23 protein-coding genes are annotated in these 21360 nt (G+C 67.4%); 5 read left to right on the top strand and 18 right to left on the bottom strand.

From position 1 onward, the window contains the following. Positions 1-93: 93 nt before the first annotated feature. The 18 genes from grpE to BM013_RS07630 all read right to left on the bottom strand — a co-directional run bounded on the left by grpE (position 94) and on the right by BM013_RS07630 (position 16269). Positions 94-666, bottom strand: coding sequence for a nucleotide exchange factor GrpE (gene grpE, locus BM013_RS07545; protein ID WP_093124791.1), 573 nt, complete (start codon positions 664-666; stop codon positions 94-96). A gap of 161 nt (positions 667-827) precedes the next feature. Next, on the bottom strand, positions 828-1178 hold the full coding sequence (locus BM013_RS07550; RefSeq protein ID WP_013540334.1) for an FKBP-type peptidyl-prolyl cis-trans isomerase: 351 nt from the start codon (positions 1176-1178) through the stop codon (positions 828-830). Between the two features lie 85 nt (positions 1179-1263). Further along, positions 1264-1740 carry a winged helix-turn-helix transcriptional regulator gene (locus tag BM013_RS07555; RefSeq protein WP_093125229.1) on the bottom strand — a complete coding sequence of 159 codons (477 nt, stop codon included), beginning with the start codon at positions 1738-1740 and terminating at the stop codon, positions 1264-1266. A gap of 189 nt (positions 1741-1929) precedes the next feature. Continuing rightward, complete coding sequence (gene asd, locus BM013_RS07560) at positions 1930-2781, bottom strand: archaetidylserine decarboxylase (RefSeq protein ID WP_093124794.1); 852 nt, start codon at positions 2779-2781, stop codon at positions 1930-1932. A gap of 147 nt (positions 2782-2928) precedes the next feature. Beyond that, the gene (locus BM013_RS07565) at positions 2929-3924 is read right to left on the bottom strand and encodes a Bug family tripartite tricarboxylate transporter substrate binding protein (protein ID WP_093124796.1); all 996 of its coding nucleotides are present in this window, start codon (positions 3922-3924) and stop codon (positions 2929-2931) included. Positions 3925-3970: 46 nt separating this feature from the next. Beyond that, positions 3971-5053: a lactonase family protein gene (locus tag BM013_RS07570; RefSeq protein ID WP_093124799.1), complete on the bottom strand. Its 1083-nt coding sequence runs from the start codon at positions 5051-5053 to the stop codon at positions 3971-3973. Positions 5054-5064: 11 nt separating this feature from the next. Continuing rightward, a complete protein-coding gene (locus BM013_RS07575; protein ID WP_093124801.1) occupies positions 5065-6042 on the bottom strand; it encodes a tripartite tricarboxylate transporter substrate binding protein in 978 nt (325 codons plus the stop codon). An 82-nt stretch (positions 6043-6124) separates the two neighbouring features. Then, the gene (locus BM013_RS07580; protein ID WP_093124804.1) at positions 6125-6886 is read right to left on the bottom strand and encodes an SDR family NAD(P)-dependent oxidoreductase; all 762 of its coding nucleotides are present in this window, start codon (positions 6884-6886) and stop codon (positions 6125-6127) included. Between the two features lie 61 nt (positions 6887-6947). Then, positions 6948-8537: a galactarate dehydratase gene (gene garD / locus BM013_RS07585; RefSeq protein WP_093124806.1), complete on the bottom strand. Its 1590-nt coding sequence runs from the start codon at positions 8535-8537 to the stop codon at positions 6948-6950. Between the two features lie 19 nt (positions 8538-8556). Further along, positions 8557-9909, bottom strand: coding sequence for a TRAP transporter large permease (locus BM013_RS07590; RefSeq protein ID WP_007836432.1), 1353 nt, complete (start codon positions 9907-9909; stop codon positions 8557-8559). Beyond that, a complete protein-coding gene (locus BM013_RS07595; RefSeq protein WP_093124809.1) occupies positions 9900-10394 on the bottom strand; it encodes a TRAP transporter small permease in 495 nt (164 codons plus the stop codon). Before BM013_RS07595 ends, BM013_RS07590 begins: the two co-directional genes overlap by 10 nt. Positions 10395-10406: 12 nt before the next feature. Continuing rightward, a complete protein-coding gene (locus BM013_RS07600) occupies positions 10407-11399 on the bottom strand; it encodes a TRAP transporter substrate-binding protein (RefSeq protein WP_093124811.1) in 993 nt (330 codons plus the stop codon). A 52-nt stretch (positions 11400-11451) separates the two neighbouring features. Next, positions 11452-12342 carry an SMP-30/gluconolactonase/LRE family protein gene (locus BM013_RS07605; protein ID WP_093125232.1) on the bottom strand — a complete coding sequence of 297 codons (891 nt, stop codon included), beginning with the start codon at positions 12340-12342 and terminating at the stop codon, positions 11452-11454. Positions 12343-12364: 22 nt separating this feature from the next. Further along, complete coding sequence (locus BM013_RS07610; protein WP_093124814.1) at positions 12365-13180, bottom strand: NAD-dependent epimerase/dehydratase family protein; 816 nt, start codon at positions 13178-13180, stop codon at positions 12365-12367. Positions 13181-13194: 14 nt separating this feature from the next. Next, positions 13195-13989, bottom strand: a complete 795-nt coding sequence (locus BM013_RS07615; protein ID WP_093124816.1) for a transporter substrate-binding domain-containing protein — start codon at positions 13987-13989, stop codon at positions 13195-13197. Between the two features lie 63 nt (positions 13990-14052). Then, positions 14053-14790: an amino acid ABC transporter ATP-binding protein gene (locus tag BM013_RS07620; protein ID WP_305728010.1), complete on the bottom strand. Its 738-nt coding sequence runs from the start codon at positions 14788-14790 to the stop codon at positions 14053-14055. A 64-nt stretch (positions 14791-14854) separates the two neighbouring features. Beyond that, positions 14855-15511: an amino acid ABC transporter permease gene (locus tag BM013_RS07625; protein WP_093124821.1), complete on the bottom strand. Its 657-nt coding sequence runs from the start codon at positions 15509-15511 to the stop codon at positions 14855-14857. Further along, positions 15508-16269, bottom strand: a complete 762-nt coding sequence (locus tag BM013_RS07630) for an amino acid ABC transporter permease (protein WP_093124824.1) — start codon at positions 16267-16269, stop codon at positions 15508-15510. Before BM013_RS07630 ends, BM013_RS07625 begins: the two co-directional genes overlap by 4 nt. A 123-nt stretch (positions 16270-16392) precedes the next feature. Between BM013_RS07630 and BM013_RS07635 the strand changes: the two genes are divergently transcribed. The 5 genes from BM013_RS07635 (at position 16393) to gudD (ending at position 21354) form a co-directional block, all read left to right on the top strand. Next, complete coding sequence (locus BM013_RS07635; protein WP_093124827.1) at positions 16393-17262, top strand: FadR/GntR family transcriptional regulator; 870 nt, start codon at positions 16393-16395, stop codon at positions 17260-17262. Between the two features lie 113 nt (positions 17263-17375). Beyond that, positions 17376-18392, top strand: coding sequence for a Bug family tripartite tricarboxylate transporter substrate binding protein (locus BM013_RS07640; protein ID WP_093124829.1), 1017 nt, complete (start codon positions 17376-17378; stop codon positions 18390-18392). A gap of 156 nt (positions 18393-18548) precedes the next feature. Beyond that, positions 18549-19460 (top strand): 5-dehydro-4-deoxyglucarate dehydratase, encoded by a 912-nt coding sequence (gene kdgD, locus BM013_RS07645; protein WP_093124832.1) that lies wholly within the window; start codon positions 18549-18551, stop codon positions 19458-19460. A 101-nt stretch (positions 19461-19561) separates the two neighbouring features. Beyond that, complete coding sequence (locus BM013_RS07650) at positions 19562-20011, top strand: nuclear transport factor 2 family protein (protein ID WP_093124834.1); 450 nt, start codon at positions 19562-19564, stop codon at positions 20009-20011. A gap of 8 nt (positions 20012-20019) precedes the next feature. Continuing rightward, on the top strand, positions 20020-21354 hold the full coding sequence (gene gudD / locus BM013_RS07655) for a glucarate dehydratase (protein ID WP_093124837.1): 1335 nt from the start codon (positions 20020-20022) through the stop codon (positions 21352-21354). Positions 21355-21360: the final 6 nt, after the last annotated feature.

Consider the following 21360-nt stretch of genomic DNA (forward strand, 5'->3'; position numbering starts at 1 on the left):
AAAATATGTTGTTATGAACTTGTGGATAACCCGGCGCGATTCAAGGGATGACGCGGGGATTTCCTGTGGGAATCTTGTGTACGGGTGTGCCGTTTACTTGGGCGCGCTGACCGTCACCAGCGCCGGGCGCAGCACGCGCTCGTTGATGGTGTAGCCCTTCTGCAGGACGGTCACCACGGTGTTGGGTTCCTGGTCGGCGGGCACCACCGAGATGGCCTGGTGCTGGTGCGGGTCGAACCTGGTGCCGGCGGCCGGGGCCACTTCGATCACCTTGTTGCGTTCGAGCGCGCTCTTCAGCTGGCGCAGCGTGGCTTCGGCGCCTTCGCGGATCTGCTCGGGGGTGGCGTCCTTGATAGCCAGGCCGGCTTCGAGGCTGTCGGTCACCGGCAGCAGGCTCTCGGCAAACGCCTCGACGGCGAACTTGCGGGCCTTGGTGATCTCGTCGTCGGCGCGGCGGCGGGCGTTCTGCACGTCGGCCTGGGCGCGCAGGTACTGGTCGGCCAGCTCGGTGTTCTTGGCCTGCAGCGTAGCCAGTTCGGCCTGGGCCGTGGCCAGGGCGGCGAGGGCATCGGCTTCGTTGGCGGCTTGCGCGGCCTCCAGTTCTTCGGGGCTGGGCTCGCCTTGCAGCATTTGCGAATTCTGTGCGGATTGTTGCGGGTCAGTCATTTTTCAAAGAACGGCGTGCGCCGGAAAACAAACGATAGCCAGCCACTTGGGGCTGGCTGGGGGCATTTCAAGCCAAAAAATGCGGCAAAAAGCGGAGGAAAACGGCCGCTCAGGCATGAAAAAGGCCCGAAACCGGGCCTTGGAGCCTGTGTTTCGAACGCTCAGTGCGCGTCGAGCAGTTCGACGTCGAACTTCAGGGTGGCGTTCGGGGGGATCACGCCGCCGGCGCCGCGGGCGCCATAGCCCAGCGATGCGGGAATGATCAGCGTGCGCTTGCCGCCGATCTTCATGCCGGCCACGCCTTCGTCCCAGCCCTTGATGACCTGGCCGGCGCCCAGCGAGAACGCGAACGGGTCGTTGCGGTCGCGGCTGGAGTCGAACTTGGCGCCTTGCACGCCGTCGTTGTAGAGCCAGCCGGTGTAGTGCACATGCACGTGCTGGCCGGCCTTGGCTTCGGCGCCGGTGCCGACTTCGGTGTCTTCGTATTGCAGGCCGGAGGGAGTGGTAGGCATGGGAAACGCTCCTTGCGTCGATGGGTGTGAAATGGAATCGAAGGCGGGGAGTTTACCGAGGCCGGCCGAGGCGGCCTGTCGTCGCTCAGCCTTTGCTGCTGTCGTCCGTGGACGGCGCGGGCGGGACCGGCGCGGAAGCGGGTGCCGCCACGGGGGCGGGAGACGCGGCAACGGCGGGTGCGCCCGAAGCATCGGACGCCGCCTGCGCCGCCGCCGGTGCAGGTGCAGCTGCTGAGGGAGCGGGCACCGCCACCGCCGCCTTCTTGAGCTGGCCCAGCTGCCACTTGCCCGCGAAGGCCTGCAGGTCGGACAGCCGCTTGAGCAGGTCCTGCCCGCTCAGCGTGAGGCTGTAGCCCTCGCTGCCGTGGCCGACGAGGCCGGCCTCGCGCAGCTCCTTGATGCGGGTGTTCAGCGTGTTGGGAGTGATGCCGCCCACGCTGTCCTGCAGCAGGCGGAAGGTCTGGGCATGGCCGTCGCGCAGGGCCCAGAGCACGCGCAGCGCGTAACGGGCTTCGAGCAGGGCAAGCAACTGGCTGACGGCTGCGTTTTCCTTGGTACTCATCGACATCATCTCCTCGAAGCTGGGCGAGCCACCGGCCTGGGGGCCGACCGATGTCTCGTGTTCTTGTGGTTGGTCAGGGACCGTTCTGTGGGCCGGTCACTATAGCGCAAAGGATGAGGATGCTACTAGTTTTATAGCTGTCAGGGCATGCTGCATGCGGGTTGTGAGACAAAGCCTCACAAATTCGCCTCAGAGTGTCGCGTAATCGGCCATGGCCTCGCCCAGCCGGATGGCGCGCCCCGGCGCCCACTCGGGGTTGAAGGCCAGCGCGGGCTTGGGGAACAGCATGACGACGGTCGAGCCGAGCAGGAAACGGCCCATCTCGTCGCCCTTGCGGATGTCGATCTGCTGGTCGTTGTAGCTCCACTCGCGCAGTTCGCCCACGCGCGGCGGGTTCACCACGCCGTGCCACACCGTGGCCATGCTGCCGACGATGGTGGCACCCACCAGCACCAGCACGAAAGGCCCGCGCGCCGACTCGAAGACGCACACCACGCGCTCGTTGCGCGCGAACAGGCCGGGCACGCCGCGCGCCGTGGTCGGGTTCACCGAGAACAGGTCGCCGGGCACGTGGATCATGCGCACCAGCCGCCCGTCGCAGGGCATGTGGATGCGGTGGTAGTCCTTCGGGCTCAGGTACAGCGTGGCGAAGCTGCCGTGCGCGAACTTCGCGGCCAGCGTGGCGTCGCCGCCCACCAGTGCGGTGGTGCTGTAGTTGTGGCCCTTGGCCTGGAAGATCTGGTCGCCCTGGATCGCGCCGAACTGGCTGATCGCGCCGTCCACCGGGCAGATCAGGTCGGTCTGCGCGAGCGGGCGCGCGCCGGGCTTGAGCGCGCGCGTGAAGAACTGGTTGAAGCTCTTGTAGTGCTGGATGTCCGACTCAAGCGCCTCGCCCATGTCCACGCCGTACTTGGCCACGAAGCGCCGGATGATCCACGTCGTGACGGCGCCCCGTTCCTTGCCCGCGACCCAGCCGGCGAAATTGGTCAGGGCCTGTTTGGGGAACAGGTATTGGGGCAGTACTGCGGAGCGGTCGGACACGTGGGGAGGGCCTGGAATGCGGAATCGGAGGGGCATTCTATAAAGGGCTTCCCGGGGAAGGCGTAGGAAGCTTCCCTCGGTTTGCGGCGCCGCGCGCGGCCTTCGCGCGCGGCGCTGATACGCCAGTACGCCTCTTGCGCCGGGCGTTCAGTCCGCCTTGATCCCCGCGGCCTTGATCACCTGCGCCCATTTCTCCACCTCGGCCTTCTGGAACGCCGCGATCTGCTTGGTGCTCAGGTCGGCCGGCTCCATGCCGAAGCCCTTGAGCTTGTCCTGCATTTCCGGCGTGGACAGGATCGTGCGGATCTCGGTGTGCAGCCTGTCGACCACCGGCGCGGGCGTGCCCGCGGGCACGAAGATCGCCTGCCACGACACCACCTCGAAGTCCTGCAGGCCCGGCACGCCGGATTCGGCGATCGTCGGCACGTCGGGCATCGAGGCCAGGCGCTTCGACGAGGTGACCGCAATGGCGCGCAGCTTGCCGCTCTGGATGTGCGGGCCCGCCACCACCGTGGTGTCGAACATCATGTCGACCTGGCCGCCAATGGCGTCCTGGATGGCCGGGCCGCTGCCCTTGTACGGGATGTGCGTGAACTTCACGCCCGACTTGTAGGCCATCAGTTCCAGCGCCAGGTGCTGCGAGGTGCCCGTGCCGGCCGAGGCCGAAGACAGCCCGCCCGGCTTGGCCTTGCTCGCCGCGATCACGTCCTTCAGCGTCTTGTAGGGGCTGGCCTGGTTCACCACCAGCACCACCGGGTTGGTGCCGATGAGCGTCACCGGCGCAAAGGATTTCTGCGGGTCGTAGCCGATCTTCGGGTACAGGCTCACGTTGATCGCGTGCGAGCTGATGGTGCCGCCCACCAGCGTGTAGCCATCGGGTGCCGCGCGCGAGCCAACTTCGGAGCCCACGCTGCCGCCGGCGCCGCCCTTGTTGTCGATGATCACGCTCGTGCCCAGCACGGTGCCGAGCTTCTGCGCGATCAGGCGGCCCAGCACGTCGGTGGTGCCGCCGGCCGGGAACGGCACGAGGTAGGTGATGGCCTTGCCCGTGGGCCAGTTGCCGCTGCCCTGCGCGAAGGCGGCGGGCAGGCCCGCGGCGAGCGAGGAGGCGAGGGCGGTTCGGATGAGTGTTCGGCGTTGCATGTGAAGGTCTCCTTGGTTTGTTCGTTCGTTTGGTGGCGAGGCGCCGTCAGGGCATGTCGACGATCTCGACCCAGTTCGGGTTCTTGCCCACGTCCAGGTGCTGCGGCTTGCCCAGCGCGCCGGTGGCGCCGTCGATGGCGTACATCGAGATGCCGTGCGACTCCTGCCCCGCGGCAATCAGGTAGCGGCCGGCCGGGTCGATCGCGAAGCCGCGCGGACCCTTCTCGGTCGGCGTCTGGCCCAGCGGCTGCAGCTGGCCGGTGGCGGCGTCGACCTTGAAGGCCGACAGCGTGCTCGACGTGCGTTCCGACGCGTACAGGTAGCGCCCGTCGGGCGTCAGGTGCAGGTCGGCGGCCCACGGCTTGCCGGTGAAGCCGGCGGGCAGCGTGGTCGTGCTCTGTTCGAGCTTGAGCGTGCCGCGCGCGGCGTCCCATGCGAACACGTGCAGCGCCGCGTCGAGCTCGTCGAGCAGGTAGACATGGCGCTGTGCCTTGTCCCACGTCAAGTGGCGCGGGCCCGACTTTGCCGTGGTCGTGGTCAGCGGCGGATCGTTGGGCGCGAGCAGCCCCTTCTCGGCGTCGAAGCGCCAGCTCGACACGTTGTCGCCGCCCAGGCTGGTGGCCAGCACGAAGCGGTTGGCGGCGTCGGCATGGATCGCGTGCGCGTTGGGCGCGGTCTGGATCAGCTGGTGCACCGGGCCCACCGCGCCGTCCTTGCCGATGGCGTTGACCGTGATCTTCCCGCCCTGGTAGGAGGCCGCGAACAGCCACTTGCCGCTCGCGTCCAGGTCGATGTTGGCCATGCTGTCGGCCAGCGGCGCCTCGCCCAGCTTCTGCAGCTTGCCCGTGGCGGCGTCGATCGACAGCGCCGTGACGCGAAACGGCTGCGAGCGCAGCGCGGCGTACAGCACGCGCTTGTCGTGGCTCACCACCATCGGCATCACCGTGCCGCCGACGTGGAGCGTCTGCACGGGCTTGAGCACGCCCTGGGCGCGGTCCAGCTCGAGCACCGAGATCTCCTGGCTGTCGGCGTTGGACACATAGACCCAGGTCGCGGCCGAGGCCGTAGCGGTTGCAGCGGCGGCCGCGGCCAGGCACAGCACAGACGCGATGGTGGTGGTTGCTTTCATGGCGGCGGCGTTCAGGGCTTGATGTTGAGCTTGGTGATCAGCTGCTTGAAGTACACGTTGTCCTTGGCCAGCGTCTCCTTGAACACGGCGCCGTCGGTGTAGACGTAGCCCAGGTTCTGCTTGTCCATCACCTCGTGCATCAGCGGCTCGGCGGCGGTCCTGGCGGTCATCTCGCGCAGCTTGGCCATCACTTCGGGCGGCGTGTTCTTCGGCGCGCCGAGGCCGCGCCAGGTGCCGATCGACAGGTCGATGCCGCGCTCCTTGGCGGTGGGCACCTTCTCGAAGCCCTTCACGCGCTTGTCGGCCATCACCATCAGCACCTTGAGCTTGCCGCCCTGCACGTGCGTGGTGACTTCGGCCGGGCTCACCGCCACCGCCTCGATGTGGCCGCCGAGCAGCGCCAGCACCGCGGGCGCCGCGCCCTGGAACGGGATGTGGCCGAACCTGGCGCCGGTCTTGTCTTCCAGCGCCGCCGCGGCCAGGTGCCAGATCGAGCCGTTGCCCGAGTTGCCCACGCGCACGCTCTCGGGCGACTTCTTGGCGGCGGCCAGGAACTCCTCGATGGTGTTCCACGGCGCGTCCGCCTTCACGGTGATCGCGGCCGGGTCGGCGTTGAGCTGGGCGATGGGCTGGAAGTCGTCGTAGTTGAACTTGGCCAGGCCCAGGTGCGGCAGCGTCAGCAGCTCGACCGTGAGCACCGCGAGCTTGTAGCCGTCGGGCTTGGCGTTGATGACCTCGGTCCAGCCGATGGCGCCGCCCGCACCGGGGCGGTTCACGATCACGATGCTCTGCGAGATGTGCTTGCGGCTGGCTTCCGAGAAGGCGCGCGCCAGGCCGTCGGTGCCGCCGCCGGGCTGGTAGGGCACCAGCAGCTCGATGGTGCGGTTGGGGAAATCGGCCTGCGCCGCGGCCGGCGCGGCCAGCCCCAGCGAGAGGGCGGCGGTGGCCGAGAGCGCGGCAATGCCGCGCACGAATTGGCTTCGTTGCATGATGTCTTTTGTCTCCGTTGTTGATCTGATCCTTCAGCCCCGGGAATGCTTCCTCTGTGGGCTTCCTCACTGTCCTTGCGCGTCAGGGCATGTACTGCCCTCCGTTCACTTCGATGACCTGTCCCGTGACGTAGCCCGAGAGCTGTTCGGAGGCCAGGTACAAGAAGGCGCCCACGCATTCCTCGGACGTGCCCAGGCGCCCCATCGGGATGCTCGCGCGAAAGTTCTCCAGCATCGCGGGTGTCGAGAAGCGGTCCTGGAACGGCGTCTGGATCACGCCCGGCGCCACCGCGTTCACGCGGATGCGGTCGCCCACCAGTTCCTTGGCCAGGCCGTGCGTCGCCGTGCTCACGAAGCCCTTGGCGCCCGCGTACAGGTAGGCGGCCGGCCCGCCGCCGGTGCGCGCCGCGACCGAGGTCACGTTGATGATGCTGCCGCCGCCCTGCGCACGCATCAGCGGCACCACTTCGCGGCAGTAGGCGAGCACCGAGCGCGCGTTGATGTGCATCACCTCGTCGAACAGCGCGTCGTCGAATTCGGCGATGGGCACGCGCTTGACCAGGCTGCCCGCGTTGTTCACCAGCACATCGATGCAGCCGAACTCGGCCACCGTCTGTTTCACGCCCTCGCGGATGGCGCCGGTGTCGCGCACGTCGGCCTTCACGGCAATGGCCGCGCCGCCGGCCGCGCGGATGGTCTCGACCACCTCGTTGGCCGCGGCCGCCGAGCTGTTGTAGTGCACCGCCACGCGCATGCCGCGCGCGGCGAAGGCGACGGCCACGGCCGCGCCGATGCCGGTGCTCGCGCCGGTGACGAGGGCGGTCTTGTCCTTGAGGTCTTCCATGTCGGGGTGCTCCTTGGTTCCGTGTGCGCGGTATGTGCGGTATGTGCGGTATGGGGGCGCTTCAGGTGACCGGCGCCGGGTTGAACAGCACCAGCGCGTTGTGCAGCTTCCAGTGCTCGGCCCAGGTCTTCTTGCGGCCGCTGGCCACGTCGAGCATCAGGTGGAACATTTCCCAGCCGATGTCCTCGATGGTGGCGTCGCCGTCGGCGATGCGGCCCGCGTTCACGTCCATCAGGTCGTGCCAGCGGCGCGCGAGGTCGCTGCGCGTGGCCACCTTGATCACCGGCACCTCGGCCAGCCCGTAGGGCGTGCCGCGGCCGGTGGTGAACACATGCAGGTTGATGCCGGCGGCCAGCTGCAGCGTGCCGCAGATGAAGTCGCTGGCCGGCGTGGCGGCGTAGATCAGGCCCTTCTGCGCCACCTTCTCGCCGGGTGCCAGCACGCCGCTGATGGGTGCCGAGCCCGACTTCACGATCGAGCCCATCGCCTTCTCGACGATGTTCGACAGCCCGCCCTTCTTGTTGCCCGGCGTGGTGTTGGCGCTGCGGTCGACGCGGCCTTTTTCCAGGTAGGCGTCGTACCAGGCCATCTCGCGGATCATGGCCGCGGCCACCTCGGGGGTGGACGCGCGCGCGGTGAGCTGGTCGATGCCGTCGCGCACCTCGGTCACTTCGGAGAACATCACCGTGGCGCCCGCGCGCACCAGCAGGTCGGTGCAAAAGCCCACGGCGGGGTTGGCGGTGACGCCCGAAAAAGCGTCGCTGCCGCCGCACTGCACGCCCACCACCAGCTCGCTGGCGGGCACGGTCTCGCGGCGGCGCGCGTTCAGGCGCACCAGGTGCTCCTCGGCCTGGCGCATGACTGCGTCGATCATCGACATGAAGCCGATGTGCTCGTCGTCCTGCAGGCAGACCACGTCGAGTGCGGCAGCGCCCTCGGCGTTCGCGGCCTCGCCGCGCTTGTCGACGATGGGAATGGTCCCCGGCGGCAGCAGCCGCTCGGGCTGCAGCTTCTCGCAGCCCAGGCTCACCACCATCACCTCGCCGCCGAAGTTCGGGTTGAGGCTGATGTTGCGCAGCGTGCGAATGGGCACGATGGCGTCGGGCGCGTCGATCGCCACGCCGCAGCCGTAGCCGTGGGCCAGGCCCACCACGTCGTCCACGTTCGGGTATCTGGGCAGCAGCTCGGCCTTGATGCGCTGCACCGCGAAGTCGATCACGCCGGCCACGCACTGCACGGTCTCGGTGATGGCCAGAATGTTGCGCGATCCCACCGAGCCGTCGGCGTTGCGGTAGCCCTCGAAGGTGTAGCCCTCCAGCGGCGGCAGGGCAGGGGGCTTGACGGTGGCGATGGGCAGGCCGTCGAGCTCGGGTGCCACGGGCATGCGCATCACGCGCTCGTGCACCCAGCTGCCGCGCGGCAGCGCCTTCAGCGCGTAGCCGATCACCACGTTGTAGCGGCGGATCTCGCCGCCTTCGGCCAGGTCGGCCAGTGCGACCTTGTGGCCCTGGGGCACGTTGTCGACCAGCACGAGGCCGTCGGCGAACGACGTGCCGGCCTTCAGGCCCCCGTCGTTCGCGACGATGGCCACGTTGTCGTCGGTGTGGATGCGGATGTAGAGCGGCGACGCTCCGGAGGCGGGATGGCTCATCGTGAGGACCTCTTGTTGCTTACAGCACCTTGTGGCCGGTCAGCATCGTGGGCAGCCAGGTGGAGAAGGCCGGCACGTAGGTCACCAGGGTGATGGCGATGAAGATCGCCAGATAGTAGGGCCAGGCGGTCTTCGTCGCCTCCCCGATGGATATCTTCCCGATCGCGCAGCCGATGAACTGCACCGTGCCCACCGGCGGATGCACCAGGCCCAGTGCGCAGTTCAGCAGCAGCATCATCCCGAACTGCACCGGGCCCACGCCCATCTGGATGGCCAGCGGCAGGAACAGCGGCGTGGTGATCAGGATGTGCGCCGCCATGTCCAGGAAGATGCCCAGGAAGATCTGGATGATGTTGATGTAGAGCAGCATCAGCCAGGGGCTGGAGGTGGCCGCCAGCAGCACCGTCTCGATGGCGTCCGGAATCTCCAGGTAGGCCATCTGGTAGCGCAGCATGTTCGACACGCCGATCAGCAGCAGGATCACGCCGGTGGTCTTGGAGGCCTTGGCCAGCGACTTGAAGAGCTTCTCGCGCGTCATCGTGCGGTAGGCCACCACCGTGAGCAGCAGCGAGTACGTCACCGCGATGGCCGCCGCCTCGGTGGCCGTGGCCACGCCCTTCATCACGCACACCAGGATGATCACGATCACCATCAGGCCGGGAATGGCCGCCAGGAAGGTCTTGGCCACCATGCCCCAGCCCGGAAAGCGCTCGACCATGGTGCTGCCGTCGGTGCGCTTCGGGTAGCCGTGCTTGGCCGCTTGCCAGTAGGCCGCCACCAGCATGCACACCATGATCCAGAACACCGGGATCAGGCCCGCGAACATCAGGTCGCCGATGGACACGCCCTTGATGATGTGGCCGTCGATGGTGCCCACCGCGGCCTGCGCGGCGAAGGCATAGATGATCATGTTGTGCGAGGTCGGCATCAGCGCGCCCGAGAGCGACGCATGCGTCGTCACGTTCACCGCATAGGCCGCGCTGTAGCCCTCGCGTTTCATGATCGGGATCATCACGCCGCCCATGGCCGAGGTGTCGGCCACCGGCGAACCCGAGACGCCGCCGAACAGCGTCGAGGCCACCACGTTGGCCAGCCCCAGGCCGCCCTTCCAGTGGCCCACCAGGCTGCGCGCGAAGGCCACGATCTTGTCGGCGATGCCGCCGTGCAGCATCAGCTCGCCCGAGAAGATGAAGAACGGAATGGCAAGGAACGAGAACACGTTCATGCCCGAGACCATCATCTGGATGGCGGTCTCGAACGGCAGGCCCTCGTAGGCGAACGTGGCCAGGCAGCTCAGGCCGATGGCAAAGGCCACCGGCATGCCGAGCAGCAGGAAGAGCACGAAGCTCAGCGACAGCACTGTCAATGCCATGATGGAACGACCTTCTGGCCTGTGAACTGAGCAGCCAGGTGCTCGAGGGAGAAGAGGGTGATCAGCACCCCCGCGAAGAGAATCGGCAGGTAGCGCACGGCCTCCGACATGCCCAGCGTGGGAATGGTCGATTCGCGCGTGGAGGCGGCCATCTCGGCGCCGCCCGCGAACAACGCGACGGCGAAGCCGATGGTCAGCACATAGACAAGCGTCTTGCACCAGAACTGCGCCTTCGGCGGCAACGCCTTCACCAGCGAGTCCAGGCCGATGTGGCCGGCGTCCCGCACGCCGGCGGAAGCGCCGAACATGGCGACCGAGATCACCAGCAGCAGCGCGACCTGCTCGACATACGGCGGGGCGTCATTGAAGACGTAGCGCAGCACCACGCCATAGACGACGACCCCGAGCAGGCCGACAAGGCACACGCACGCGATGTACATGGCCCAGCGCGACAGCCGTGCGTTCAGTGAGGTAAGCAAGCTCATGTCCGGCGTGCGTCACTTGGTGTTGACGATTTCCTGCACCAGCGCCTTCTGCTCCGGCGTGGTCGCGAACTTGTCCCACACCGGCTTCTCGACCTCGACGAAGCCCTTGCGGTCGATCTCGGAGGCCGCCACGATCTTGGCGCCGCCCTTGATGACAGCGGCCTTGGCGTCCTTCTCGCGCGGTTCCCACAGCTTCACGTAATAGGGCACCGAGTCTTTCGCGGCCTTGCGGATCGCGACCTGTTCTTCCTTGGTGAGCGTGTCCCAGATCTTCTTGGAGAACACCAGCACCTCGGGCGTCATGACGTGCATGGTCTCCGAGTAGACCGGCGCGGCCTCGAAGTGCTTGGCTTCTTCGTACGAGGGGTAGTTGTTCTCGGCGGCGTCCACCAGGCCGGTCTTCAGGCCGGTGTAGACCTCGGCGATGGGCATGGGCGTGGGCGAGGCGCCGGTGGCGCTCACCAGACTCACCATCAGGTCGGAGGGCTGCACGCGGATCTTCAGGCCCTTCATGTCGGCCACCGACTTGATCGGCTTCTTGGCGTACACCGAGCGCGCGCCGCTTTCATACATGCACAGGCCGATGAAGCCGGCCTTTTCGAAGGCGGCCAGCACCTTGTCGCCGGCCGGGCCGTACATGGCCTTGCGGAAATGCTCGATGTCGCGGAACAGGAAGGGCAGCGACGGAATCACCGACTCCGGCACGATGCCGTGGAAGGACGCGCTGCTCACGCGCACCATGTCCAGCGCGCCGATCTTCACCTGCTCGACCGTGTCCTTCTCCGAGCCCAGCGAGCTGTCCGCGAAGATCTTGATGTTGTCCTTGCCACCGGTGGCCTTCGACAGCTCGTCGCCCATGAACTTCACCGCCTGGTTGGTGGGGAAGTCCTTCGCGTGCACCTCGGCGGATCGGAAGGTCCGCGCCATGGTGACGTGAGATGCCGTGAGGGCGATCAGGCCGATCGCGATCAGGCCCGACAGCTTCTTCATTTGTAGTGATTTCATTTTTGATGCTCCTCGGTGGATGAAAAGAAAACGCAGCGGATGAACAACAGGCTCAGATGCCGAAAGCGGGTTCCGCGAGACCCTGCGCGCCGGGCCGCAGCGCGAACACGCCGCCGGCCAGTGGTTGGTCCGACAGGTCGATGCCGCCGGGTCGAATGGAAGTCACGAACAGGGTGTCGAGGCCGGGGCCACCGAAGGCGCACATGGCGGGCTTCTTCACCGGCACCTGCAGCGAGCGGTCGAGCCGGCCGTCGGGCGTGAAGCGGTGCACCAGGCCCGCGTCGTTGCCGCAGATCCAGTAGCAGCCGTCGGTGTCCATGGCGGCGCCGTCGGGGCGCCCGGGCAGCGGCTTCATGTCGACGAACAGGCGGCGGTTGCCTGGCGTGCCGCTGCCGGTGTCGTAGTCGAAGGCCCAGACGGCCTGCACCGTGGGGTGCGAGTCCGACAGGTACATCGTGCGGCCGTCGGGGCTGAAGGCCAGGCCGTTGGGCACGATGAAGTCGTCCATGCGCAGGGCGGCGCCGCTGTCGCCCTTTGCGTGGCTGTAGAGGCGGCCGACGCGCTTGCCGGCGGCCATGTCGAGCAGCATCGTGCCGGCCCAGAAGCGGCCTTGCCGGTCGCAGCGGCCGTCGTTGAAGCGCATGGCCGGGGCCGCGTGCGCGACGGGCGCGAGCGACGTGGCGGCCAGCGTGCCGTCGGCCTGCGGCTTCAGCGAGAACAGGCCGCTTTCCATGCCGGCGATCCATTCGCCCGGCACGTCGGCACGCGGTGCAATGCAGGCGATCATCTCGTTCGCCGTCCATTGCGCATGGCCTTCGCCCGCGTGCCAGCGGTTCAGCGTGCGCGCCGGAATGTCGACCCAGTAAAGCGCCTGCTGCGCGGCATGCCACACCGGGCTTTCACCGGTGGCGTTGCGCGCGTCGAGAACGAGTTCGGCTTGCATCATCGGATGGGGTGCGGCGCGTTCAGTCGCCGAACGGGCCCTGGGCCGTGAAGGCGCCGCCCTGGTAGATGGCGTTCGGGTCGCTCGGCGCCACGGGCGGTTGCTGCTCGACCTTGTCGCGGAACACCTCCGAGCCGTCCTGCGCCACGAAGCCCAGGTGCGCGGCGGCGCTGTTGTCCCACCACACGTCGCGGTTGTTCGACATGCCGTAGACCACCGTGTGCTTCACGCCGGGCGTGAACAGCGACTTCTCGATCAGCGTGGTCAGGTCGCGGTAGCTCAGCCAGGTGCTCATCATGCGGCGGTTGAGCGGCTCGGGGAAGGAAGAGCCGATGCGGATGCTCACGGTCTCGATGCCCCAGCGGTCGAAGTAGAACTGCGCCACGTCCTCGCCGAAGGACTTCGACAGGCCGTAGTAGCCGTCGGGCCGCCGCGCGGCGTGCGCGTCGATGTGTTCGCTCTGCTCGTAGAAGCCGATCACGTGGTTCGAACTGGCGAACACCACGCGCTTCACGCCGTGGCGGCGCGCGGCCTCGTAGATGTGGAACACGCCCTTGATGTTGGCCTCGAGGATTTCCTCGAACGGACGCTCGACCGACACGCCGCCCAGGTGGACGATGGCGTCGCAGCCGCTCACCAGCGCATCGACGGCCGCCTTGTCCGAGAGGTCGCAGGGCTGCACCTCTTCGTGCGTGTCCGCGGCGGGCGCCAGCGAGGCGATGTCGGACAGCCGCAGCACCTCGGCATAGGGCTTGAGCCGCTCGCGCAGCACCTTGCCGAGGCCGCCGGCCGCGCCGGTCAGCAGCAGCCTGTTGAGTTTGTTGTTCGAGGCTTCCATCGTTGCTCGTCCGTTCAGAGTTTGGTGATGCGTTCCGGCAGGTCGCGGCCGTGGTACTTCTTGTAGATGGCGTTCAGCTTGCCGTTCTTCTGGTTCGCGACGACCCAGTTGTTCACCCATTCCTTGAGCTTGGGCTGTTCCTTGTTCAGCGCGATGCCCAGGTCGAAGTCCTTCTGGCCGAACTTCAGCTCCAGGTTCTTGGCCGGTGCCTGCTTGATCATTTCGCTGAGGTTCGACGGCGTGCTGGAGAACAGGTCGATCTGGCCCGTGACCATCGAGGTGATGAGCGTGGCGTCGTCCTCGTAGCGCACGATCTCGGCGCCCTTGGCCTGCTGCGTGGTGAGCGTGTCGTTCACGGTGGCGCGCGTCAGGCCGATGCGCTTGCCGTTCAGGTCGGCGTAGTCGGCCACCTTGATGCTCTTGGGGCCGCCCACGATGATGCTGATGACCGCGTAGGGCACCGAGAAATCGACGACCTTCTCGCGCTCGGGCGTGATCGACAGGTCGGCAATGACCAGGTCGGCGCGCTGTGCCTGCAGCGTGGGCACGCGCGCGGCGTTGGTGATCGAGACGATCTCGAGCTTCACGCCCAGGTCTTTCGCCAGCTGCGTGGCGGTGTCGACGTCGGAGCCGGTGGGCTGCAGGTTGGCGTCGGCGAAGGAGAACAGCGGCGTGCCCATGGCGATGGCCACGCGCACCTTGCCGGCCTTCTTGATGTCGTCGAGCTGGTCGGCCATCGCCGCTTGCGCGACGCCGCCCACGAGGGCCAGCGCGATGCAGGTACGGGTGAAGAGGTTGCCGAGTTTCATTGAATGTCTCCTGGAGTGAATTGGTATGGGAGGTGAATGACTTTGATGACCCGGGCTGCCTGCTTACAGCCCGTTGTTCAGGAAGGCGCGCAGCTCCTGCGTCTTGGGCGCGTCGAGCATTTCGCCGGGGCCGGTCTCCCAGACCGTGCCCTGGTGCATGTAGATGATCCGGTCGGCCACGCGCTTGGCGAAGGCCATCTCGTGCGTGACCAGCAGCATGGTCATGCCCCCGGCCGCGAGGTCTTCCATCACGCGCAGCACTTCGCCGGTGAGCTGCGGGTCGAGCGCGGAGGTGACCTCGTCGAACAGCATCACCTTGGGCGACATGGCGAGCGAACGCGCGATGGCCACGCGCTGCTGCTGGCCGCCGGAGAGTTGTTCGGGGTAGGCGTCGGCCTTGGCTTTGAGGCCGACCTGGTCGAGCACGCGGATGGCCACTTCGGCTGCTTCGCCGCGCGACTGCTTCTTCACGTGGCGCAGCGCCAGCATGATGTTCTCCTGCACCGTGAGGTGGGGGAACAGGTTGTAGCTCTGGAACACGATGCCCACTTCGAGGCGCAGCTGCTTCAGGTCGACGCCGGGGCTGTCGACGCGGATGCCGCAGACCTCGATGGTGCCCTTGTCGATGACCTCGAGGCGGTCGATGCAGCGCAGCGCCGTGCTCTTGCCCGAGCCGCTGGCGCCGATGATGGCGATCATCTCGCCCTTGGCGACCTCGAACGAAACGCCCTTCAGAACCTGGTTGGCACCGAAGCTCTTGTAGACGTGGTCCAGCTTGACGATGGCCCCCCGGCTTGCCACTTCGTGTGCTTCGCCACCCCCCGAGGGGGAGGCCAGGCCTTCTTGGGAGCGGCCCGGCATAGGCTTAACGATTGGCGACATTGAGCTTCTTCTCCATCGCTTCGCTCCAACGCGACAGCGGATAACACAGGGCGAAATAGAAAGCGCCGACCAGGAAGAAAACCAGGAAGGGCTGGAAGATGGTGTTGTTGATGATCTGGCCGGCCCGCGTGAGCTCGACGAAGCCGATCACCGAGGCCAGCGAGGTCATCTTGATGATCTGCACCAGGAAGCCGACCGTGGGCGGCAGCGACAGGCGCACGGCCTGCGGAATGATCACCAGGCGCAGCGTCTGCCAACGCGAGAAGGCCAGGCATTCGGCGGCTTCCCACTGCGGCTTGGGCATGGCCTCGATGCAGCCGCGCCAGATGTCGCCCAGGTAGGCGCTGACGTAGATCATCATCGCCAGCCCGGCGGCCACCAGCGAGGGCAGCGACAGGCCGTACACCGACAGCCCGAAGTACACGATGAACAGCAGGATCAGCAGCGGAATGCCCTGGATGCACTCGATGTAGAGCACCGCGAACCAGCGCAGCCACGGCCGCGGCGAGATGCGCGCGAGCATGAGCCCGAAGCCGCCGACCGCGCCGAGCACGAAGGCGAGCGCCGACAGCAGCAGCGTCCAGCCGATGGACTGCACCAAGTACATCAGGTGCGTGAAGGTGAAGTGGCCGATGCTCATGCGGCGCTCCCGTGCACGGCGACCGTGGCTGCGGACGCGTCGGCGCCCGCTGCGGGTTGCACCTTGCCGGCCTGCGCGGCGGCGCGCCGAATGACGCGGCGGCGGCGGAACATGTACTCGCCCAGCGCCCAGGTCACCAGCTTGATGAACAGCGACAGCACCAGGTACAGCGCCGCGACCACGATGTAGGTCTCCAGCGAGCGGAAGGTGTCCGACTGCACGGTGTTGGCGATGGCCGTGAGCTCTTCGGCCGAGATCTGCGAGGCCATGGCCGAGGCCTGCATCATCAGCAGGAACTGGCTCGTGAGGGCGGGGTACACCTTCTCGATGGACGGCTGCAGCATCACGTGCCAGCCGATGCGCCACTTCGACAGCCCCAGGCATTCGGCCGCCTCGATCTGCCCCCGCGGCACCGACTCGAGGCCCGCGCGGATGATCTCGGCGGCGTAGGCCGCGATGTTGATGACCATGGCCAGCACGGCGGCCGCGAAGGTCGGCATGCGCACGCCGAAGCTGGCGAGGCCGAAATACAGCAGGAAGATCTGCACCAGGAACGGCGTGTTGCGCACGATCTCGATGTAGACGGTGCAGGCGCGGGACAGCGGCTTGATGTGGCTGCGCTTGGCGAACGCGACCAGCGTGCCGACGCAGACGCCGATCACCACGGCCAGCGCGGTCATCTTGAGCGTCAGCCACGCGCCGTTCACGAAAACGGGCCAGTACGATGCCAACGGAGCGAAGTCGAGGGAATACTTCATGTGAGTGCCGTGCAGACCGCTGTGCTTCCATGGAAGCAGGGGCACTTGCGGCGCGGCTTCCAAGAATTTTGAGTGATAAGTTATCTGTTGTCGTACAACTAGTTGGGGATTATCATCGTGACCATGGTTCAGTCGAGTGCGGGTAATCCCTTGGTATCAGAAGCGCCGGTGGAAACCGCGCCGGGCGGGTCGGCGGCGGGCGCTGCCTTCGTGGGCCGGCCGCGGCCGCGTGCACGCGGCTTGGCGCACGGGCTGGTGGAAGACCTGGGCGACAAGATCCGCAACCAGTCGCTGCGGCCCGGCGACAAGCTGCCGACCGAGTCGGCCATCATGCAGGCCTACGGCGTGAGCCGCACCGTGGTGCGCGAGGCGCTCTCCAAGCTGCAGGCCGGCGGACTGGTCGAGACGCTGCACGGCGTGGGCACCTTCGTGCTGCAGCCGCGCGCCAGCGGGGTGTTCCGCCTCGATCCGGGCGAGATCGCCGCCTCGGTGGACGTGCTGGCCGTGCTGGAACTGCGCATCAGCCTGGAGACCGAATCCGCGGGGCTGGCCGCCAGCCGCCGCACCGACGAGCAGCTGGTCGCCATGCGCAGCGCGCTCGACGATTTCGAGAAGAACGTGGCCGTGGCTGGCGACACCGTGGGGCCGGACTTCCGCTTCCACCTGCAGATTGCGCAGTCGACCGGCAACCCGTACTTCGCGGACATCATGCGGCACCTGGGCACCACGCTCATTCCGCGCACCCGCATCAGCGCCATCCGCAACCACGAGGGTGGCGGGGCGCCGTACCTGAGCCGCGTGAACCGCGAGCACGAAGAGATCTACGCGGCCATTGCGCGGCGCGACCCCGAGTCGGCGCGCGCGGCCATGCGCATCCACCTGACCAACAGCCGCGAGCGGCTGCGCATGGCGCAGGAGGCCGCGCAGCAGAAGGCCAAGGCCGATGCAGGCGCGGGGCAGGGCGGCCCTTCGTCCGGCAACTCCCCCCGCTGACTTTTTCTTGTCCATCGATCTGGACAAGTTGTTTTTCTAGTTGTACGATGACTGATAACTTGCACGGCGGAGCGTGCGAGGCCGCGACTTCATCGAACAAATCAGGAGACAGCATGAGCATCAACCGACGTGGCGCATTGGGCGCTGCCCTCGCCACCACACTGGCCGCCAGCCTGCCTGTGCGCGCCCTTGCCCAGGCCTCGCAGGCCGCGCAAGGCGCACAGGCCGGCACCGGTACCTGGCCCTCGAAGCCCATCAAGATCATCGTTCCGTACCCGCCGGGCGGTTCGTCGGACATCATCGCGCGCGCCATCAGCCAGCCGCTGTCGGAAGCGCTGGGGCAGTCGGTCATCATCGACAACCGCGCGGGCGCCAACGGCAACCTCGGCGCCGACCTGCTGGCCAAGGCGCCGGCCGACGGCTACACCCTCATGCTGTGCGACATGGGCGCGCTGGCCATCAGCCCGTCGCTGTACCCCAAGCTGCCGTTCGATCCGTCGAAGGACCTGCGCAGCGTGTCCATGCTGGCCTACTCGCCGCACCTGCTGGTGGTGCACCCCTCGGTGCAGGCCAACACGCTGAAGGAGCTCGTCGAACTCTCCAAGAAAAGCGACTTCAACTTCGCCGTCACCGCCAGCGGCAGCACCGCGCACCTGGCCGGCATCGAACTGCAGCGCAAGATCGGCGCGAAGTGGGAGTACGTGCCCTACAAGGGCGGCGTGCAGGCCGTGCTGGACACCGTCGCGGGCCAGACCCAGGTGCTCATGAACGGCATGCTCGCCACCTATCCGCAGGTGCAGGCCGGCAAGCTCAAGCTGATCGCCGTGTCCAAGGCCACGCGCATGCCGCTGATCGGCAGCGTGCCGACCATCGCGGAGCAGGGCGCGCCCGGCTACGAATCGGGCACCTGGCAGGGCGTGGTGGCCGCGCGCGGCGTGCCCGACGCGGTGATCGCGCGGCTCAACCGCGAGCTGGTGCGCATCATCCGCACACCCGACATCCGTGCACGCCTCGCGGGGCAGGGCGCGGAGGTCGTGACCATGACCGTTGCCGAGCAGGACCAGTTCTTTGCCAAGGAGCGCGCGCGCTGGGCGCAGGTCATCAAGGAAGCCAACGTCAAGCTCGACTAGCCATGCTGATCCCCCGGCTTTTCACTCGCTTCGCTCCGTGCAATTCGCCACCCCCCGAGGGGGAGGCGCGGCCCGCCTTGGGGCGGCCCGGCGGCGGCCGCATGGCTGCTTCCTGAATCTCTTCTTTCTCTTTCAATCTTCACAGGACTCATCCCCATGAACCCGCAAGAACTCAAGACCATCATGGGCTCCGGCCTGCTCTCGTTCCCGCTGACCGACTTCGACAGCAACGGCGACTTCAACGCGCCAAGCTACGTCAAGCGCCTCGAGTGGCTGGCGCCCTACGGCGCGAGCGCGCTGTTCGCGGCCGGCGGCACGGGCGAGTTCTTCTCGCTGACCGGCGAGGAGTACCCCGGCATCATCAAGACCGCGGTGGACACCTGCCGCGGCGTGGTGCCGATCATTGCCGGCGCCGGCGGCCCGACGCGCTTTGCCATCCAGTGCGCGCAAGCCGCGGAGAAGGCCGGCGCGCACGGCATCCTGCTGCTGCCGCACTACCTCACCGAAGCCGGCCAGGAAGGCCTGGCCGCGCACGTGGAAGCCGTGTGCAAGAGCGTGAAGTTCGGCGTGATCGTCTACAACCGCGCATCGAGCCGCCTCAAGCCCGAGACGCTGGCCGGCCTGGCCGAGCGCAACCCCAACCTGGTGGGCTTCAAGGACGGCATCGGCGACATCGAAGCCATGGTCGCCATCTACCAGCGCATGGGCGAGCGCTTCGCCTACCTGGGCGGCCTGCCCACGGCAGAGGTGTATGCCGCCGCCTACAAGGCGATGGGCACGCCGGTGTATTCGTCGGCTGTCTTCAACTTCATCCCGAAGACCGCCATGGACTTCTACAAGGCCGTGGCCGCCGACGACCTGAAGACGCAGCACCACTTGCTGAAGAACTTCTTCATGCCCTACCTCGAGCTGCGCAACCGCGTGCCGGGCTACGCCGTGAGCATCGTGAAGGCCGGCGCCAAGATCGTCGGCCACGACGCCGGCCCCGTGCGCGCACCGCTGACCGACCTGAAGCCCGCCGAGATGGAAGAGCTCAAGGCGCTGATCGACGCGCTCGGCCCGCAGTAAGAAGAGCACCCGGAGCCCTGGCCGAACGGACGCACGGACGCACGGCCGCACGGCCGCACGGACGCACGGACGCAAAGAAACGACAACGGAGACAAGACCCCATGCCCATCAAGAAGTTCTTCCTCGTGGCCGCCGCGGCCGCGATGGTCTCTGGCTGCGCGATGATGCCCGCGGGCGGCGGCGCCTCGGCGCAGCCCGAAGTGGCTGCCGCGGCCGAGCGCCTGCGCATCGCCATGATCGACCCCACCGCCGCCGCGCTCGGCGCGCTGGTGGCCGACGACCTGAGCTACGGCCATTCGGGCGGCAAGGTCGACACCAAGGCTAGCTTCATCGCCGACCTGGTGGACGGCAAGTCCGACTTCGTCACCATCGCCATCACCGAGCAGACCATCAAGGTGGTGGACGCCAACACCGCCATCGTGCGCCACACGCTCGCCGCCGACACCAACGACTCGGGCAAGCCCGGCAAGGTGGCGCTGAAGATCCTCGGGGTCTGGCAAAAGCAGGGCGGAAGCTGGAAACTGCTGGCCCGCCAGGCCGTACGCACCTGATCGATCCGATGAGCCAAAGCCAGACCCCCACCGTCACCGCCATGCGCGTGGTCCCCGTCGCGGGCCACGACAGCATGCTGATGAACCTGAGCGGTGCCCACGGCCCGTTCTTCACGCGCAACCTGCTGATCCTGACCGACAGCGCCGGGCGCACCGGCGTGGGCGAAGTGCCCGGCGGCGAGAAGATCCGCCAGACGCTGGAAGACGCGCGCAGCCTCATCGTGGGCCAGCCCATCGGCAAGCACAACGCCGTGCTCAACAGCATGCGCCACGCGTTCGCCAACCGCGACAGCGGCGGGCGCGGCCAGCAGACCTTCGACCTGCGCGTGACCATCCACGCGGTCACCGCCGTGGAGGCCGCGCTGCTCGACCTGCTGGGCCAGTTCCTCGAGGTCCCCGTGGCGGCCCTGCTCGGCGAAGGCCAGCAGCGCGACGCGGTGCAGATGCTCGGGTACCTCTTCTACGTGGGCGACCGCACCAAGACCGGCCTGGCGTACGAGACCGACCCCGGCGCCGACAACGACTGGTTCCGCCTGCGCCATGAAGAAGCCATGACGCCCGAGGCCATCGTGCGCCTGGCCGAGGCCACGCACGCACGCTACGGCTTCACCGACTTCAAGCTCAAGGGCGGCGTGCTGCGCGGCGAACAAGAGGTCGAGGCCATCCGCGCGCTGCACGAGCGCTTTCCGCAGGCCCGCGTCACGCTCGACCCCAACGGCGGCTGGCTGTTGCAGGACGCGATTCGCCTGTGCCGCGACCTGCACGGCGTGATGGCCTATGCCGAAGATCCGTGCGGCGCCGAAGGCGTGTTCTCGGGCCGCGAGGTGATGGCCGAGTTTCGCCGCGCCACCGGCCTGCCCACCGCCACCAACATGGTCGCCACCGACTGGCGCGAGATGGTGCACAGCCTGTCGCTGCAGTCGGTCGACATTCCGCTGGCCGACCCGCATTTCTGGACCCTGCAGGGCTCGGTGCGCGTGGCGCAGCTGTGCCAGGCCTGGGGCCTGACCTGGGGTTCGCATTCGAACAACCACTTCGACGTGTCGCTCGCGATGTTCACGCACGTGGCGGCCGCGGCACCCGGCAAGGTGACGGCCATCGACACGCACTGGATCTGGCAGGACGGCCAGCGCCTCACGAAGGCGCCGCTGCAGATCGAGGGCGGCTTCGTGAAGGTGCCCACGCGCGGCGGCCTCGGTGTGGAGCTCGACATGGCCGAAGTCGAGAAGGCGCACCAGCTGTACCTGAAGCACGGCCTGGGCGCGCGCGACGATGCGCAGGCGATGCAGTACCTGATTCCCAACTGGACCTTCGACAACAAGCGGCCGTGCATGGTTCGCTGAAGGTTC

Source organism: Variovorax sp. OK605, assembly GCF_900115445.1.
In the GTDB taxonomy this organism is placed as follows: Bacteria; Pseudomonadota; Gammaproteobacteria; order Burkholderiales; family Burkholderiaceae_C; genus Variovorax.

Excerpts from the sequence above, each read along its gene's own strand:
- BM013_RS07575 (WP_093124801.1), bottom strand. The coding sequence starts at position 6,042 with ATGCAACGAAGCCAATTCGTGCGCGGCATTGCCGCGCTCTCGGCCACC.
- garD (WP_093124806.1), bottom strand. The coding sequence starts at position 8,537 with ATGAGCCATCCCGCCTCCGGAGCGTCGCCGCTCTACATCCGCATCCAC.
- BM013_RS07570 (WP_093124799.1), bottom strand. The coding sequence starts at position 5,053 with ATGAAAGCAACCACCACCATCGCGTCTGTGCTGTGCCTGGCCGCGGCC.
- BM013_RS07625 (WP_093124821.1), bottom strand. The coding sequence starts at position 15,511 with ATGAGCATCGGCCACTTCACCTTCACGCACCTGATGTACTTGGTGCAG.
- BM013_RS07640 (WP_093124829.1), top strand. The coding sequence starts at position 17,376 with ATGAGCATCAACCGACGTGGCGCATTGGGCGCTGCCCTCGCCACCACA.
- gudD (WP_093124837.1), top strand. The coding sequence starts at position 20,020 with ATGAGCCAAAGCCAGACCCCCACCGTCACCGCCATGCGCGTGGTCCCC.
- BM013_RS07605 (WP_093125232.1), bottom strand. The coding sequence starts at position 12,342 with ATGCAAGCCGAACTCGTTCTCGACGCGCGCAACGCCACCGGTGAAAGC.
- BM013_RS07595 (WP_093124809.1), bottom strand. The coding sequence starts at position 10,394 with ATGAGCTTGCTTACCTCACTGAACGCACGGCTGTCGCGCTGGGCCATG.
- BM013_RS07565 (WP_093124796.1), bottom strand. The coding sequence starts at position 3,924 with ATGCAACGCCGAACACTCATCCGAACCGCCCTCGCCTCCTCGCTCGCC.
- kdgD (WP_093124832.1), top strand. The coding sequence starts at position 18,549 with ATGAACCCGCAAGAACTCAAGACCATCATGGGCTCCGGCCTGCTCTCG.
- BM013_RS07555 (WP_093125229.1), bottom strand. The coding sequence starts at position 1,740 with ATGAGTACCAAGGAAAACGCAGCCGTCAGCCAGTTGCTTGCCCTGCTC.
- BM013_RS07630 (WP_093124824.1), bottom strand. The coding sequence starts at position 16,269 with ATGAAGTATTCCCTCGACTTCGCTCCGTTGGCATCGTACTGGCCCGTT.
- BM013_RS07600 (WP_093124811.1), bottom strand. The coding sequence starts at position 11,399 with ATGAAATCACTACAAATGAAGAAGCTGTCGGGCCTGATCGCGATCGGC.
- BM013_RS07590 (WP_007836432.1), bottom strand. The coding sequence starts at position 9,909 with ATGGCATTGACAGTGCTGTCGCTGAGCTTCGTGCTCTTCCTGCTGCTC.
- BM013_RS07635 (WP_093124827.1), top strand. The coding sequence starts at position 16,393 with ATGGTTCAGTCGAGTGCGGGTAATCCCTTGGTATCAGAAGCGCCGGTG.
- BM013_RS07550 (WP_013540334.1), bottom strand. The coding sequence starts at position 1,178 with ATGCCTACCACTCCCTCCGGCCTGCAATACGAAGACACCGAAGTCGGC.
- grpE (WP_093124791.1), bottom strand. The coding sequence starts at position 666 with ATGACTGACCCGCAACAATCCGCACAGAATTCGCAAATGCTGCAAGGC.
- BM013_RS07580 (WP_093124804.1), bottom strand. The coding sequence starts at position 6,886 with ATGGAAGACCTCAAGGACAAGACCGCCCTCGTCACCGGCGCGAGCACC.
- BM013_RS07610 (WP_093124814.1), bottom strand. The coding sequence starts at position 13,180 with ATGGAAGCCTCGAACAACAAACTCAACAGGCTGCTGCTGACCGGCGCG.
- BM013_RS07650 (WP_093124834.1), top strand. The coding sequence starts at position 19,562 with ATGCCCATCAAGAAGTTCTTCCTCGTGGCCGCCGCGGCCGCGATGGTC.
- BM013_RS07615 (WP_093124816.1), bottom strand. The coding sequence starts at position 13,989 with ATGAAACTCGGCAACCTCTTCACCCGTACCTGCATCGCGCTGGCCCTC.